The following is a 14559-nucleotide window of genomic DNA, read 5'->3' as shown; positions in this document are numbered from 1 at the left end:
GGAGTCAGCGTTGCAGATGGATCGTAATGCGCCGTTCGATCCATTCGACTACGTGGCGCAGCGTTTCGACAATGATCAGATAGATGATCGCCGCCCAGACATAGGACTGGAAGTCGAAAGTCCGCGAATAGGTGAGCTTCGTGATGCCCATCAGATCATAGACGGTGATGAGGGCTACGATGGCCGAGCCCTTGATCATCAGGATGATCTCGTTGCCGTAGGGGCGCAGCGCCACGATCAATGCCTGTGGCAGGATGATCTTGCGCAGTGTTTGCAATTTGTGCAGGCCAAGCGAGGCAGCGCCTTCCCACTGGCCCCTGGGCACGCTCTCGATTGCGCCGCGCAGGATCTCAGCCTGATAGGCTGCTGTATTGAGTGTGAACGAGAAAATGGCGCAGTACCAAGCTTCGCGAAAAAAGCCCCACAGGCCGACAGCTTCAAGTGCCGGTCGAAACGAACCCACTCCATAGTAGATAAGAAAGACTTGGGTCAAAAGCGGAGTGCCGCGGAAGAAGTAGACGTAAGCGTAGGCAAAGCTGGACAGGGTCCGGTTCCTGGACATCCGCGCGTACGCGACAGGAACTGAAAGAACGGCTCCCAATACGATCGACACAGTGACAAGCGTGAGGGTCACTCCCAGGCCAGAGATGTAGCCCGGGGCGTATTTTTGGAAGAGTTCGGAATTCCAAGCCTCGACCAAGTATACAATCATGCCGATGCCGAGCACGATCCAGAGACCNAGAGACCGACCAACGCATATCCCAATACACGTTGCCGGGACCAGCCGCGCGGGATTGCCGGCGGTTTTTCGACCTTGGTCGCCACGTCGGCCGCTGCCGCACTCATCGTTGCACCTGTTGTCGGCCAACCCTGCGTTCAATGGCATTGATGCCGAAAGACGATATGATGGCGAGGAGCAGATAGATAAGGGCCGCAAATCCATAGAAAAGGAAGGCGTGCTTGGTCACGCGGGCAGCAACACCGGTCTGCCGCAGAATATCGGCAAGGCCAATCGCCGAAACTAACGCAGTGTCCTTGAGCAAGATAAGCCACAGATTGGCAAGACCCGGCAGGGCGATGCGGATAAGCTGCGGCAGCACCACCAGTCGCATCGTCTGCCCGCCCGACAGGCCAACCGAATAGCCGCCCTCATACTGTCCCTTCGGGATGGCGCGGAATGCCGAGAGGAAGACCTCGCTGGCGTAGGACGAGAAGACGACGCCGAGCGCGATCATGCCGGAAACAAAAGCATTCACTTCGACCGCGGCGGTCGGGTCATACAGGCGCATCAATTGCTGGATGCCGATTTGCGCGCCGTAAAAGATCATGAACAGGGTCAGCAGCTCAGGCAATCCACGAAAGATCGTGGTGTAGATATTGCCGGCCAGCCGCAGCGACGGTTCGTTGGATTGCTTGGCCAGGGCGACCAGAAAGCCGATCATCAGACCGACAGGCAGGGTCGCGGCTGCAAGCAAAACGGTGATGAAGACACCATAGGCGATGTCGTCGAGCCAGCCTTCGGGTCCCCAACTGAGCAGCGTCCAAACGCTTTGCATCCGCCTGCCTGTTCTCCTCTATGCTTTTTTTGAGAGCGCGGCGTCAGCCCTGGCGCGCCTTGCGCAAACGGCGGGGATGTCCCGCCGTTCGCCGTCAACCCGGAAGGATCAGGACTCGCCGCCGTAGACGTCGTACTTGAAGTACTTGTCGTTGATTTCCTTGTACTTTCCGTTGGCGCGGATGGCGTCGATCGCCTTATTGAACTGATTGACCAACGCGGTATCGCCCTTGCGTACCGCGATGCCGGCGCCCGGACCATGGATCTCGATGTCGGGCGTGATCGCGCCGATCAGCTTGCAGCAGGCGCCGTCCGGCGTGGCAAGCCAGCCTTCGATGACGGTGATGTCGTCGTTGACCGCATCGACGCGGCCATTGGCGAGATCGAGCTGGTATTCCTGCGCGGTCGGGTACGGCTTGATTGTGCTGTCGGCATAAGTCTTGGTTGAATAATTGAAGTGGGTGGTGGACGCCTGCACGCCGATCGTCTTGCCGGCCAGGTCCTCTTTGGTCACGCCTTTGATATCGCTGTCCTTGGGCGCGGCGATGGCCGGCGGCGTGTTGTAGTATTTGTTGGTGAAGTCGACCTTCTCGGCACGCTCCGGCGTAATCGACATCGAGGCGACGATGGCGTCGAACTTGCCGGCCTGAAGCGCCGGGATGATGCCGTCCCAATCCTGCGCGACGAAAGTGCACGTCACCTTCATCTCCTCGCAAAGCGCCTTGGCGATATCGATGTCGAAGCCCACGAGCTGGCCATCAGCGGTCAGGTTGTTGAACGGCGGATAGGCTCCCTCCGAGCCGATCCTCAAGGTTTTCTCTTGAGCCTGGGCAACGCCCAATGTCAGCAGCGCCGCCGATGCGGCGAGCGCTATACGCAGTGCAGTACGCATGATAGTCCTCTCTGTATGTCCCCGGCCGTCGTTCCGAGCGGCTCTGTGGGCGGTTCTGTTGACCGCCCGCTGGCGCGATACTCCCATTCTTTCCCAAGAAAAAGCAACTGTAAAACCGTTGCTTGCGGGTTTCGCATTGCCGGACAATGCTGACGTTGCGGCAGGTATAGCAACGGGGAAACAGGGGGCGGCTGATCCTTCTTCGGCAGTATACCCTCAGCGCGTCAAACCTGTCGCGCGCTCGATGAAGTCGGCTATCGATCTGGTGTCGTCGAGATCGAAGACGGGCAGGCTTTCGTCGGCTATGGTGAAGTCGGCGGCGATGGCGACGATGTGGGGATCATTTGCCGAAAGCGGTGCCTGGTCCTTGGCCTCCAGCCGCCGCGTCTCGATCTTGCTGTGCGCCTCGCGCTTGTAGCCTTCGACCAGCACGATGTCGGCGGTGCCGAGCCGCGACAGGATCGCATCCAGCGTCGGCTCGTCCTCGCTGCGTAATTCGTGCATCAGCGCCCAGCGCCTGTCCGACACGATGGCGACTTCAGTGGCCCCGGCCTGCCTATGGCGAAAACTGTCCGCCCCCGGTTTGTCGATGTCGAAGGCATGATGGGCGTGTTTTACCGTCGAGACTTTCCAGCCACGCCGGACGAGTTCGGCGACCAGCTTTTCGGTCAGTGTCGTCTTGCCGGAATTCTTCCAGCCGGTGATACCGAAGACGCGTCTCATCATGGCTTCATGCTCTGCAACAGACCCTCGACACGGACAAGGTCACTCGTGGCGAATGGCAAGCCTATATGCCGTCCGGCGCCATATCAGGTCCAGCGCTTTCGGCGGCTGTCTTGCGCCGGCCGACGATCCGTTCGCGGTAAAGTGCGTAGAGGCCGGAGGAGACGATGATGCTGGCGCCGAGGATCATCGGCAGGTCAGGAACGTCGCCGAAGATGAACAGGCCAAGCAGGATCGACCAGAGCAGGGCCGTGTAGCGGAACGGCGCGATGAACGAGATGTCGCCCACCCGCATCGCCATGATGATGAACTGGTAACCGATGACCACGAGCACTGCCGCCAATGCCAGGAACGCCGTGCTTTCCCCCGTCATCGGTGTCCATCCGCCCATCGGCAAAAGCAGCGCCGCGCCGAGCACGGTCATGGCGACTGCCGTGGTGGTCGACACCAGCAATGTCGGAATGGCTTGCGGTATCCGCTTGGTGGCGAGGTCACGCACCGCACAACAGGCGACACAGGCCAGTGCCAGCAGCGAATAGATGCTGAACCCCTCGAAGCCGGGCCGCACGATGATCAGCACGCCGGCAAAGCCGATGGCGATGGCCAGCCAGCGCCGCCAGCCGACGCCTTCCTTGAACACAAGTGCTGCGCCCATCGTCACCGCCAGCGGCAGCGCCTGCAGCACGGCCGAGACATTGGCAATCGGCAGATGGGCAAGGGCGATGAGAAACGACGCGGTAGCGCCGGCTTCGCCGATCACGCGTATCGCCACCATCGGCTGCAGCATCGAGCCGGGCAGGGCAAGCGCACCGCGTTGCCAGGCAAGCAGGCCTACGAAAAGCGAAGCGAAGGCGCCGCGGATCAGCATGACCTGCGCCATGTTCATGGATTCCGACGCGACTTTGGTGATCGCGTCGTTGAGGGTGAAACCACTCATCGCCACCACCATGAACAGTGCACCGCGAAGATTTGGGGAAAAAAGCAAAGGCGTTACCACTGTGGTGCATCAAGCCTCTACCAGCCGGCGGCAAGACAGCAACGTCAAAGGGCTGGTCCACGGCCTCGGAGGCTCGTTACAACCTCCTCGCAAGAGCGGCAGGATTTATTTCGGCGGTGCGACCAGGAAGATCAGCCGCCGGTCACGCTCATGTGCCGCGATACCGACGGACGGTTGGTGCGGCGGTCGATGATGAAATCATGGCCCTTCGGCTTGCGGCCAATGGCTTCGTCGATGGCGTCGGCGACCAGTTCGTTGCCTTCGGATGCACGCAACGGTGCGCGCAGGTCGGCGGCATCTTCCTGGCCGAGGCACATATAGAGCGTGCCGGTGCAGGTCAGCCGGACGCGGTTGCAGCTTTCGCAGAAATTATGCGTCATCGGCGTGATGAAGCCGAGCCTGCCACCGGTCTCGGCGACGTGGACGTAGCGGGCCGGGCCACCGGTCTTGTAGGGGATGTCGGTCAGCGTGAACTGCCGCTCGAGTGCTGCGCGCAGCAGCGACAGCGGCAGATACTGGTCGGTGCGGTCGGCGTCGATCTCGCCCATCGGCATGGTTTCGATGACCGTCAACTCCATGCCGCGGCCGTGCGCCCAGCGCAGCATCTCGGGCAGCTCGGCGTCGTTGAAATCCTTCAGCGCCACCGCATTGAGCTTCACCTTCAGCCCCGCTGCCTGCGCGGCGTCGATGCCGTCCATGACCTTGTCGAGATTGCCCCAGCGGGTAATCTGGCGGAATCTTTCCGGGTCCAGCGTGTCCAGCGAGACGTTGATGCGCTTGACCCCGCAATCGGCGAGTTCAGCGGCAAAGCGCGAAAGCTGCGAGCCGTTGGTGGTCAGCGTCAGTTCTTCCAGAGCGCCGCTTTCGAGATGACGCGAAATCTGACGCACCAGATGCATGATGTTCTTGCGCACCAGCGGCTCGCCGCCGGTAAGACGCAGTTTCCTGACTCCCTTTTCAATGAAAACCGTGCATAGCCGGTCGAGCTCTTCCAGCGACAGCAAATCCTTCTTGGGAAGGAAAGCCATGTCCTCGGCCATGCAATAGGTGCAGCGGAAGTCGCAGCGGTCGGTGACCGAAACGCGCAGATAGCTGATCGTGCGACCAAAAGGATCGATCATGTCCATGCTGGTGCGTTTCCCGTGGCTGCGAACGGCTTCGTTATATATGGCTATGTGATACGATCCAACCAACCATTCAAGTCAAGAAGTTCCGATTCCTAAAGCGCGTCGCGTTCGACCGGCCTCATACGACGCGCTTTAGGTTGTTTTTTTATGCATGTCGTTATCGCAAAAACCGCTGCACAATTTTGCGCGACATGCATTAGGCAACATCACACCGCCGACAGATCGTGTCGGAAGTTTCGAAGCGGCCTTTTCCCGCTGCGCGAAGCGGCGTAGGGAAGGGACAGATGATGTGGAACCTATCACCATGACGGCGCCGAAGGAACTCAGGGTCTCGAAGGACCGCAGGCTGCTTACCGTAACGTTCCCTGGCCATCAGCCGTTCGAGCTGCCGGCGGAGCTGCTGCGGGTTGCCTCGCCATCGGCCGAAGTGCAGGGCCATTCGCCCGAACAGCGCGTGACCGTTCCCGGCAAGCGCAACGTTGCGATCCTGAAGATCGAACCGGTCGGCAACTATGCCGTCCGCATCACCTTCGACGATTTCCACGATACCGGCATCTTCACCTGGAATTACCTGCATACGCTGGGTCATGAGAAGGACGCACGCTGGGCCGCCTATCTCGCCGAGCTGGAAGAGAAGGGGCTAAGCCGCGATCGTTGAATGGTTCGGGCGGGACGCTCCGGTCAACGCAGGATCGCCAGTATTTCGCTGGTGTCGTAATAAAACGGCGTGCCTTCGATCAGCCGGTCATCCTTGAAGCGCAAGACTTCGGCAAATGGCTGTTTGATGGTTGCACCATTGGCCCGCGATGTCAGCGCAAGTGTGCAGCTCATGAATACCATGTTATCGTTTTGGGCGGCCTGAAGGCTTTCCACGGTCACGTCGCTCCAGATTTCCCGCATCTTGCGAAAAAGGGCGCCAACGCCGTCGAGGCCATTCCAGTCGCCGGCATAGGGCAGGGACTGCGGCTCATGCACGACAACTTCCGCGTGAAACGCGCTGGCAAGGATATCGAGGCTCTCCGACCCTGATTGCAGGAAGCGCATCTCAGCCTCGAACATATTTTCGAGAAGTTCCAAGGCGGTACGTCGCCGATCGAAGGGTTTATCCATTTTCCGTCTCCGTTTCAGGATCGTGCTATCAACGTGGCTTACCCCTTAATATTGGGGGATCGACACCCGTTTCCAGACGGTCGAAATGAGGTGCAGCACGTGTCGTCAAGACGTCACGGAATTGGAGTAGCGGCTGCGGATACTCGGAGGCGAAAACATGTCCGTCATCACCACCGTCGAGCAGCTCGAAGCGCTCTATGGCCGGCCCGGCGAGACCTCGATGGTCAAGGAACTCGACCATGTGATCCCCGAATACGCCGCCTTCATCGAGGCCTCGGCTTTTGCCGCGCTCGCGACCAGCGGGCCGGAAGGCCTGGATTGCTCGCCGCGCGGCGATCTCGCCGGCTTCGTCCGCATCCATGATCCGAAAACCCTGATGATGCCGGACCGGCGCGGCAACAACCGTGCCGATTCGCTAAAAAACATCATTCGCGATCCGCGCGTCGGCCTGTTGTTCCTGGTCCCAGGCTGCGGCACGACGCTGCGCGTCAACGGCCGCGCCCACATCACCACGGATGCGGCGCTGTGCGCCTCGTTCAGCGTCGACGGCCGACCGGCGCGTTCGGTCACGGTCATCCATGTCGATTCGGTCTATTTCCAGTGCGCCCGCGCCATTGTCCGATCGGAACTGTGGAACCCGGCGAGGCATGTCGACCCGAAGTCGCTGCCGACACCCGGAAAAATCCTGGAAATAACCAGCCGGAAAGGCATCGACGGCAAGGCTTACGACAGGGAATGGCCGGAGCGCGCGAAAAAGTCGATGTGGTGAGCGGGTCGCTCCGCGAGCGCCATCCTTTGTTTGAGCATCGGATTTTCCCAAAACCGATATCCACCCCGGGGCGGGCTCGAGGGCGGGCTTTTGGGTCCGATGCTCCAGTCATGCTTCCTTGAGCACGTCGGCAATCTTTTGCATCTGCTCGCCGATCATGTCGCATTGCTCCGGCGTCGACTGGCTCATCGCTTTCTCGATCAGCGCCATGTGGACCTTCAGCGCCTGCATCAGCAGTTCCGTGCCGGCTTCGGTCAGGGTCAGGCGCAGCACGCGCTTGTCCTTCTGATCCCCTTCGCGGCGCAGCAGGCCGCGTGTCTCGAGTTGCGGCAAAAGCATAGTGATGTTGGAACGGCCGACCAGCAGCCGGCGGGCGAGATCGTGCTGCGACATGCCGGGATGGCGGTAAAGGTTCATCAGCACGTCGAGCTGCGCCGGCTTCAGGTCCAGCGGCGCTAGCTTCACTGCCAGCGTGCGTTCCAGCGCATGGCAGGCGCGCGCCACCGCGACCCAGTTGCGAAAACGCGGGTTGTCCCAGGGCAGCTCTTGTTTAATGTTCATGTTTGAACTATTATGTTCATGCTTGAACGAATGGATGGATCGCCACTATGGCATCATTTGGATTGAAGGTCATCCGGGGCGTGTTTGCCGCCGCCGAACATGTGGCTCCCCGCCTGACCGGTCGCGCGGCATTCGAACTGTTCTGCCGCACGCCGAACGCCAAAATCCTCAGCGACGGCGAGCGGCGCGCCGTCGACCGCGCCGCCGGCTTCATGGCCGAGGCGCGCCATCATCGGCTGAAGACCAAAAACGGCTGCGTCATGGTGCATGAATTCAGGCCAGAGCCGGGCAGGCGGGCCGCCGGCACGGTGCTCGTCATCCATGGCTGGCGTTCGCGCACCGAATATATGCGCACGCTGATCGAAGCCTATCGAGACGCCGGCTACAAGGTTGTCTCGCTCGACCTGCCGGGGCACGGCCAGTCGCAGGGCCGCCGGCTCACATTGGTCAGCGCTGTAGAGGCCGCCCGACTCGCTGGCGAATGGTTCGGCCCGTTCGTGGCGGTCGTCGGCCATTCCTTCGGCGGTGCCGTGGCCGCCAATGCCGTCGTCGGTTCGGTCAAGGACGTTCCGCCGCTGGCGGCCGAGCGGCTGGTGCTGATCGCGGCACCGAGCTCGCTGCCGGAGATCTTCAACGATTTCAGCCGCATGCTCAGTGTCGGCCCACGCTCGCAGGCCGCCATGGCCGACCGGGTCGAACGCATCGCCGGCCGGCCGCTGCACGAATTCACCGGCGACCGCCAGCTTGCCGGCACGCCGGTGCCAACGCTGGTCATCCATGCACCGGACGACCGCGAAGTGTCCGCCGACCATGCAAGGCTCTATGCCGGCGCCGGCGACCATGTGCGGCTTTACTGGGCCGACGGGCTCGGCCACCGCCGCATCCTCGCCGACAAGGGCGTGGTCGAGCGTGCGGTCGGCTTCGTTGCCGAACACCGGGAGCCGGTATCGCTGCATTAAACAGCGACGGCTTCGACCTGCGTGTAGAGATCGACCGCTTCGAGGAAGAGCGCTTCCTTGCAGCCGAATGCTGCTTAGAGGCTGGTTGAGCTGGCTCCCATCGCCGCGGCGCCATCGCCCGAACCTGAGCGCTATTTGCTGGAACCGGAGCGGGCCCAATTCGCTTCGGTTGCCACCGTTGTGAAACTGTTCTGCAACAGACCTCCTGAAATTTATGAAAGCTTAACGAAATCAGTATGAATCGGTGTAGTCGCGCCCTACATCCATGATGCGGTGGGCGAGACCGTCAAGCGATGCGGAACGGAGCCGGTTGCAGCCGGAGCGGGTGATCCCATGAAATTCCTCGGAAACAAAGCAACCGTGATGCCGCTTGCGGCGGTCGCGGCAATGCTGGCCTTCGGCGTGCCGCAGGCAGACGCGCAAGGGTTTTTCGAGAGGCTCTTCGGCGGTGGTGTCAGGCATTCGCCGCGAGCTGATTTCCCCCTGCCGCCATCAAGGCAGAGGCCGAAATACAAGCCATATGCAGCAGCGCCCGCTGCCTCTCGGATCCGCGGCCCGTCCTATTACACCTACAAGAGCGATCCGCTCGTGCGCGTCGACTTCTCGACGCTGACGGCAGCGCCGGAGCCGGCAATGCCACAAGACGCCGCATTCCAGCCTTCTTCCGCCACCGGCGCGGCCTTCCGCGAAGCGATTGCCGGACTGAACGATTACGAGCTCTACGCCGAGAAAGACATCGCCAAGGCGCTCGTCGCCTATTACGCGGCCAATCCGGATTTCATCTGGGTGACGGCAGCCAATGCCAACAGCCGCGCGCAAGATGCGGTGCGGGTGCTTGGCGAGGCGACGAGCTATGGCCTCACGCCGGCCGACTATACGGTTGAAGTGCCTGCCGCCGGCGCATCGACCGGCAGCGCCGATGCGCGGTTGAAGGAACTTGTCCGCTTCGAGATGGCGCTGTCAGCGCGCGTCTTGCGCTATGTCCACGACGCGCAAAGCGGCCGCGTCGATCCCAATCGCATCACCGGCTACTATGATTTCCCGGTCAAGCCGCTCGACATGGAAGGCGTGCTGAAAACGCTGACACGCACCCAGCAAGTGCGCACCTATCTCGAATCGCGGCATCCGCAGAACGCCGAATATCAGGCGCTGCGCGTCGAACTGGAATCACTCCAGGCCAGCGCCGACGACGAGATCGTCGTCGATCCCAAGCTGTTGCTGAAGCCGGGGGAGACCAGCCCCGAACTACCGAAGCTTCTGACGAAGATAGCGCGCAATCTCGACGACGAGACGGGCGGCGCCTATGGCGAGATATTGGCCAGGCTCGCCACCAGCGAGGTCTATGCCCCGGAACTGGTGCCGGTCATCAAGGCGGTGCAGAAAAAGGCTGGCATGAAGGGCGACGGCGTCATCGGTCCGCGCACCGTCGCGGCGCTGGTCGGGACGTCCAAGGCCGACAAGATTCAAAAGGTGCATGTCGCGCTGGAAGAGTTGCGCTGGCTGCCATCCGATCTCGGCAGCCCGCGTGTCTTCATCAACCAGCCGGCATTTACGGCGAGCTACATCGAGAATGGCGAGGAGAAGCTAAAGACCCGCGTCGTCATCGGCAAGACCACCAACCAGACTTCCTTCTTCTACGACCAGCTCGAGCAGGTCGACTTCCACCCCTATTGGGGCGTGCCGCAGTCGATCCTCGTCAACGAGATGCTGCCCCGGCTGCGCAGAGATCCCGGCTATCTCGACCGCGCCGGCTACGAAGTGGTCAACGCGCGCGGCAAACGCATTCCCTCCTCCTCGGTCAATTGGGGCGCCTATGGGGCGAAGATACCTTATGGCGTGCGCCAGCTGCCGAGCGAGGCCAATGCGCTGGGCGAACTGAAGATCCTGTTCCCCAACAAGCACGCCATCTACATGCACGACACGCCGCAAAAGACGTTTTTCCAGCGTGACATGCGCGCGCTCAGCCATGGCTGCGTTCGCCTGCAGGATCCGCGCGGCATGGCGGCGGCCGTGCTCGGCACCTCGGTCGATGACATCGCGGAGAAGCTGAAGCACGGACATGCGACGGAGAAGGTAGTGCGCAGGATCCCGGTCTATGTCGCCTATTTCACCGCCTGGCCTGATATGTCCGGCAAAGTCGAATATTTCAGCGACGTCTACGACCGCGACACGCGGTTGCAGCAGGCGCTCGACAGCACGGAAGCAGTGCGCTCGCCGGCGATCTGAGGACGCTAACGCAGCGAGAGCGGGCGTCGGAACCCAGCCGCGCCGCCATGAGTGTCGCTGAGCTGGGCACGTATTGCCGGGAGTGGCGATCTATTTGGGCTCGGCTGTTACCGGATCGTAGGTGATTTCGACCTTCGCCTTGTCGGTCGTGTAATAAGTAACGGTGTAGGCGCCGCTGTCCCAGGCGACCTCGTCGACGTAGCGGAAGTCGTCGCGCTGCTCGACCTTGGCGATTATTTCCGACAGTTTCCTGGCATTCTGCGGCGGCAACAGACTTCCGTCTGCGGCAAGGGCCGGTTCATCGAAAAAGAGAACTACGACGCCTGTCGCCAAAACAAGTCTGAACATGGCTTTCCCTCGCTTCTCGCAAAAGTAGAAACTCGCGGCCATGCAGGTTTGTTCCGGGCAGGTTTGTTCCGGGTTCCGGAATGGACACCCGTGAATTGCGCCGACGCATCTTGTTGTCGTTGGCTCATGCTAATGCGTCTGCAACTCACCTTCGTCGGGGAAGAGGTGGGCCAAGGCCGTGTCGAACGTGAGCTCCAGAGCGTCACCCGGTTCAAAGACCTTGTCTTCATTGAAGGCCGCAATGAGTTCGCTGTTATCGCGAAGGGTCAGGTCGACGACCGTCTCGCTGCCCAATCGCTCGGCATGTGCCACGATGCCATGCAGCAAGCCTTTTCCAGATTGCACCGGCCGCAGGTACTGCGGACGGACACCCAGGATGGCCTTGCCGTCTTTCCGGAAGGCGCGCCTTCTGGTCGCTACCCTGATCGGCTCCAGGGATTGGTTGCCAACCATTGCCGCTTCGCCATCGAGGGCGAGGACGTCGACGTTCAGGAAATTCATCGACGGGGCTCCCAGAAAGCCGGCTACGAACCTGTTGGCCGGCTCGTGATAGAGCTCCATCGGCGCTCCGATCTGCATGACTTGACCGTCCTTCAGCACGACGATCCTGTCAGCCAGCGTCATCGCCTCGACCTGGTCGTGGGTGACATAGATCATCGTTGTGCCCAGTTGCCTGCGCAGCCGGCCGATTTCCATGCGCATGTCCATGCGCAGTGCGGCGTCGAGGTTGGAGAGCGGCTCGTCAAACAGGAATACGGCCGGTTTCCGGGTGATTGCGCGCCCGATGGCGACGCGCTGGCGCTGGCCGCCCGAAAGCTGACTTGGCCGGCGGTCGAGCAAATGTTCCATTTGCAGGATGCGTGCGGCCTCGGCCACCTTCTGCTGCTTTTCCTGCCTGGAAGCGCCCGCGATCGTAAGGCCGAACGCGATGTTCTCGCGCACGGTCATGTGCGGAAAGATGGCATAGCTCTGGAACACCATCGCAACACCGCGTTGCTTGGGCTGCAGCTGGTTGACCACCCGGCCTCCGATCTCGAGGGTGCCTTCGGTTATGTCCTCGAGTCCGGCGATCATGCGCAGCAACGTGGACTTCCCGCAGCCCGACGGTCCAACAAAGACGACGAACTCGCCGTCGTTGATGTGGATATCGACGCCTTTGATGATTTCAACGCGACCGAAGGATTTCTTGACGCCCTTGAGTGAGACCTCAGCCATGAGCGATGGCTCCCGTTTCCTGATTCATGTGCGGCAATTCGGGGTCTCCCGATTGGTCGGCCTTGAGGAATGGGGCTGACCGGCCGTCCCAGATCCACTGGCGTTTGAGCGCGAGAGCCATGCAGTCAGCCCTTCACGCCGGTCGAGGCGATCGACGCGATGAAGGCGCGCTGCAGCAACAGGTAGAAGACCAGCACTGGGACGGTGATAAGGGTGAGATAAGCCATGACTTCGCCCCAGGCGACGTTGAGTTGAAAGAAGTAGCCGAGGCCGACCATGACCGGGCGATAGCCTTCCTGCTGCACGACGATGAGCGGCCACAGATATTGGTTGTACATGACGAGGAATTTCAGGATGGCGGCAGTCGCCAGTACCGGCCCTGAAAGCGGCATGACGACGCGATAGTAGACCTGCCACCAATTCGCGCCCTCCACCCGGCTTGCCTCGATCAGTTCGCCCGGCAGCCCTTTGAAATACTGCACGAACAGGAAGATCGTCAGTCCGTCGGCGATCCACGGGATGATCTGCACCCGGTAACTATTGAGCCAGCCCCAATGCAGCCCATCAAGCCCGATCCAGGGCAGTTTCGAGACCAGGAGCAGGAGCGGGATAGCGATGGTCTCGAAAGGGATGATCAGCGTCGCGATGACGATCGAGAGCAGGACATCGCGCCCCTTCCACCGCAGGAAAGCAAAGGAGAATGCGGCCAGCGAACAGATCAGCAGCGAGAGAAGGACGGTCACCCCGGTGACCAGAACCGAGTTCAGGACGAACAGGCCGACAGGCGCCCGCCGGAACGCTCCGAAATAGTTGTCGAGGCTGATGTCCCCGACGGGCAGGAAGGCACGCAGGCTGGAGGTGTCTGCGAGGAGTTGACTGTCCGGCTTGAAGCTCGAGTTGATCATGAACACGAGCGGAAAGATGAAGATCAGCGCGATCAGGCACAGCACCAGATAGCGGACGAACAGCCTGAGGCCGTAATTGTCGGGATCGAAGGCCATCCTAACGCTCCCGTGTCAGCCAGCGCTGGATGAGTGAGATCGCCAGCACGATCGCGAACAGGATGACCGAGATGGTCGAGCCGCCGGAGATGTCCTGCTTGCCGTAGCCGCGCTCGACCGCCTGGAAGACGAGGGTCTGGGTGCTGTCGAGCGGACCGCCATTGGTCATCACGTCGATCTGGGCGAAAAGCGCGAAGCCCTGCATGGTGATCACGACAAGCACAAGCACGGCGGTGTTGCGCAGGCCCGGCCAGGTGACATAGCGGAAGGTCTGCCATCTCGAAGCCCCCTCGATGGCGGCGGCCTCGTAGAGCGTGGGGCTGATCGTCTGCAACCCCGCCAGCCAGATGACCATATGGAAGCCGACGGCCTGCCAGATCGACATGGCCATGACTGCGGGCAGCGCCGTTGAGGGATTGCCCAGCCAATCGACGGGCTGGAAGAGGCCGAAGGTGAGGGCCTGGAGGATGCTGTTCAACAGCCCGTTCTGGCCGTCATAGATGAACCGCCAGAGGAGCGAGACCACGACGATGGAGACCACCACCGGCATGAAGTAGATCGTCCGGAACAGGTTGATGCCCCTGACCTTGTGGTTGATCAGCAAAGCAAGCATCAGCGCGAGGCTGCCCTGTACCGGCGCCACGACCAGGACGAACAGGAAGGTGTTTACCAGCGCCTTCATGAACACAACGTCGCTGGCGATGACGATCATGACGTTTTCGCCGGACTGCCAGCGAAACCACTCGCGCATGCCGCGATACTGAGGATAGTCGTCGCTACGGGTGATCTCGCGCAGGCGCGGATACTGGATTTCGCCGGCCTCGTTTCGGATCGTTTCGCCAGCATCGTTGCGCTCTGGCTCGAGGGTCACCACCGCAAGGCCCAGGAGCTGCTGATAGTTTTCCAACCCGACGAACTGGGTGGGATTCGGCGACAGCAGCCGCTGATTTGTCAATGACAGACCGATCGCGAAGAAAAACGGCAGGACGATGAATGTAAAGATGAGTGCGAAGCCCGGCAGGGCGAACGTCCAGCCCGCCCGGTTCGACAGGGTTAGTTTCGACGCCATTTGCGGT

The 14559-nt window shown here is 61.2% G+C and carries 15 protein-coding genes and 1 pseudogene; 4 read left to right on the top strand and 12 right to left on the bottom strand.

Going from position 1 to position 14559, the window contains the following annotated elements:
• Nucleotides 1-4: 4 nt before the first annotated feature.
• From X738_RS70160 to moaA, 6 genes and pseudogenes are all read right to left on the bottom strand, one after another.
• Nucleotides 5-846, bottom strand: a pseudogene (locus X738_RS70160) (ABC transporter permease).
• On the bottom strand, nucleotides 843-1556 hold the full coding sequence (locus X738_RS70155; RefSeq protein WP_023801867.1) for an ABC transporter permease: 714 nt from the start codon (nucleotides 1554-1556) through the stop codon (nucleotides 843-845). Before X738_RS70155 ends, X738_RS70160 begins: the two are co-directional and overlap by 4 nt.
• 108 nt (nucleotides 1557-1664) lie before the next feature.
• Nucleotides 1665-2447: an ABC transporter substrate-binding protein gene (locus X738_RS70150; protein WP_023801866.1), complete on the bottom strand. Its 783-nt coding sequence runs from the start codon at nucleotides 2445-2447 to the stop codon at nucleotides 1665-1667.
• A 216-nt stretch (nucleotides 2448-2663) separates the two neighbouring features.
• Complete coding sequence (mobB, locus tag X738_RS70145; RefSeq protein ID WP_023801865.1) at nucleotides 2664-3173, bottom strand: molybdopterin-guanine dinucleotide biosynthesis protein B; 510 nt, start codon at nucleotides 3171-3173, stop codon at nucleotides 2664-2666.
• 61 nt (nucleotides 3174-3234) lie between these two features.
• Complete coding sequence (locus X738_RS70140) at nucleotides 3235-4155, bottom strand: DMT family transporter (RefSeq protein WP_023801864.1); 921 nt, start codon at nucleotides 4153-4155, stop codon at nucleotides 3235-3237.
• Between the two features lie 143 nt (nucleotides 4156-4298).
• A complete protein-coding gene (gene moaA, locus X738_RS70135) occupies nucleotides 4299-5294 on the bottom strand; it encodes a GTP 3',8-cyclase MoaA (RefSeq protein WP_031256000.1) in 996 nt (331 codons plus the stop codon).
• 304 nt (nucleotides 5295-5598) lie between these two features.
• Between moaA and X738_RS70130 the strand changes: the two genes are divergently transcribed.
• Complete coding sequence (locus tag X738_RS70130; RefSeq protein ID WP_023801862.1) at nucleotides 5599-5952, top strand: gamma-butyrobetaine hydroxylase-like domain-containing protein; 354 nt, start codon at nucleotides 5599-5601, stop codon at nucleotides 5950-5952.
• A gap of 23 nt (nucleotides 5953-5975) precedes the next feature.
• Here X738_RS70130 and X738_RS70125 read toward each other — a convergent pair whose 3' ends face one another.
• Nucleotides 5976-6338: a nuclear transport factor 2 family protein gene (locus tag X738_RS70125; protein WP_245277770.1), complete on the bottom strand. Its 363-nt coding sequence runs from the start codon at nucleotides 6336-6338 to the stop codon at nucleotides 5976-5978.
• A gap of 223 nt (nucleotides 6339-6561) precedes the next feature.
• Here X738_RS70125 and X738_RS70120 point away from each other — a divergent pair, with 223 nt between their 5' ends.
• Nucleotides 6562-7173 (top strand): pyridoxamine 5'-phosphate oxidase family protein, encoded by a 612-nt coding sequence (locus tag X738_RS70120; protein ID WP_023801860.1) that lies wholly within the window; start codon nucleotides 6562-6564, stop codon nucleotides 7171-7173.
• Between the two features lie 108 nt (nucleotides 7174-7281).
• Here the strand turns inward: X738_RS70120 and X738_RS70115 are convergent, their stop codons facing one another.
• The gene (locus X738_RS70115) at nucleotides 7282-7734 is read right to left on the bottom strand and encodes a MarR family winged helix-turn-helix transcriptional regulator (protein ID WP_023801859.1); all 453 of its coding nucleotides are present in this window, start codon (nucleotides 7732-7734) and stop codon (nucleotides 7282-7284) included.
• Between the two features lie 47 nt (nucleotides 7735-7781).
• Here X738_RS70115 and X738_RS70110 point away from each other — a divergent pair, with 47 nt between their 5' ends.
• Together X738_RS70110 and X738_RS70105 are read left to right on the top strand one after the other, a co-directional pair.
• Nucleotides 7782-8693, top strand: a complete 912-nt coding sequence (locus X738_RS70110) for an alpha/beta hydrolase (RefSeq protein WP_023801858.1) — start codon at nucleotides 7782-7784, stop codon at nucleotides 8691-8693.
• Between the two features lie 333 nt (nucleotides 8694-9026).
• On the top strand, nucleotides 9027-10919 hold the full coding sequence (locus X738_RS70105; protein ID WP_023801857.1) for a L,D-transpeptidase family protein: 1893 nt from the start codon (nucleotides 9027-9029) through the stop codon (nucleotides 10917-10919).
• Nucleotides 10920-11009: 90 nt separating this feature from the next.
• Here the strand turns inward: X738_RS70105 and X738_RS70100 are convergent, their stop codons facing one another.
• From X738_RS70100 to X738_RS70085, 4 genes are all read right to left on the bottom strand, one after another.
• A complete protein-coding gene (locus X738_RS70100; RefSeq protein ID WP_023801856.1) occupies nucleotides 11010-11267 on the bottom strand; it encodes a PepSY domain-containing protein in 258 nt (85 codons plus the stop codon).
• A 129-nt stretch (nucleotides 11268-11396) separates the two neighbouring features.
• Entirely contained in the window at nucleotides 11397-12482 is a 1086-nt protein-coding gene (locus tag X738_RS70095) for an ABC transporter ATP-binding protein (RefSeq protein ID WP_023801855.1), read from the bottom strand.
• Between the two features lie 125 nt (nucleotides 12483-12607).
• Entirely contained in the window at nucleotides 12608-13483 is an 876-nt protein-coding gene (locus tag X738_RS70090) for a carbohydrate ABC transporter permease (protein ID WP_031255993.1), read from the bottom strand.
• A gap of 1 nt (nucleotide 13484) precedes the next feature.
• Entirely contained in the window at nucleotides 13485-14552 is a 1068-nt protein-coding gene (locus tag X738_RS70085) for a carbohydrate ABC transporter permease (RefSeq protein WP_023801853.1), read from the bottom strand.
• Between the last annotated feature and the right edge of the window lie 7 nt (nucleotides 14553-14559).

Origin of the sequence: Mesorhizobium sp. L48C026A00 (genome assembly GCF_000502375.1) — a bacterium.
In the GTDB taxonomy this organism is placed as follows: domain Bacteria; phylum Pseudomonadota; class Alphaproteobacteria; order Rhizobiales; family Rhizobiaceae; genus Mesorhizobium; species Mesorhizobium muleiense.
The sequence above is the reverse complement of the archived record's forward strand: the minus strand, read 5'-3'. Positions and strand labels throughout refer to the sequence as shown.

Bases quoted from the DNA above. Each gene is read 5' to 3' on its own strand.
- X738_RS70085 (WP_023801853.1), bottom strand. From the start codon at position 14,552: ATGGCGTCGAAACTAACCCTGTCGAACCGGGCGGGCTGGACGTTCGCC.
- X738_RS70150 (WP_023801866.1), bottom strand. From the start codon at position 2,447: ATGCGTACTGCACTGCGTATAGCGCTCGCCGCATCGGCGGCGCTGCTG.
- mobB (WP_023801865.1), bottom strand. From the start codon at position 3,173: ATGATGAGACGCGTCTTCGGTATCACCGGCTGGAAGAATTCCGGCAAG.
- X738_RS70120 (WP_023801860.1), top strand. From the start codon at position 6,562: ATGTCCGTCATCACCACCGTCGAGCAGCTCGAAGCGCTCTATGGCCGG.
- moaA (WP_031256000.1), bottom strand. From the start codon at position 5,294: ATGGACATGATCGATCCTTTTGGTCGCACGATCAGCTATCTGCGCGTT.
- X738_RS70130 (WP_023801862.1), top strand. From the start codon at position 5,599: ATGACGGCGCCGAAGGAACTCAGGGTCTCGAAGGACCGCAGGCTGCTT.
- X738_RS70105 (WP_023801857.1), top strand. From the start codon at position 9,027: ATGAAATTCCTCGGAAACAAAGCAACCGTGATGCCGCTTGCGGCGGTC.
- X738_RS70090 (WP_031255993.1), bottom strand. From the start codon at position 13,483: ATGGCCTTCGATCCCGACAATTACGGCCTCAGGCTGTTCGTCCGCTAT.
- X738_RS70100 (WP_023801856.1), bottom strand. From the start codon at position 11,267: ATGTTCAGACTTGTTTTGGCGACAGGCGTCGTAGTTCTCTTTTTCGAT.
- X738_RS70095 (WP_023801855.1), bottom strand. From the start codon at position 12,482: ATGGCTGAGGTCTCACTCAAGGGCGTCAAGAAATCCTTCGGTCGCGTT.
- X738_RS70125 (WP_245277770.1), bottom strand. From the start codon at position 6,338: ATGCGCTTCCTGCAATCAGGGTCGGAGAGCCTCGATATCCTTGCCAGC.
- X738_RS70110 (WP_023801858.1), top strand. From the start codon at position 7,782: ATGGCATCATTTGGATTGAAGGTCATCCGGGGCGTGTTTGCCGCCGCC.
- X738_RS70115 (WP_023801859.1), bottom strand. From the start codon at position 7,734: ATGAACATTAAACAAGAGCTGCCCTGGGACAACCCGCGTTTTCGCAAC.
- X738_RS70155 (WP_023801867.1), bottom strand. From the start codon at position 1,556: ATGCAAAGCGTTTGGACGCTGCTCAGTTGGGGACCCGAAGGCTGGCTC.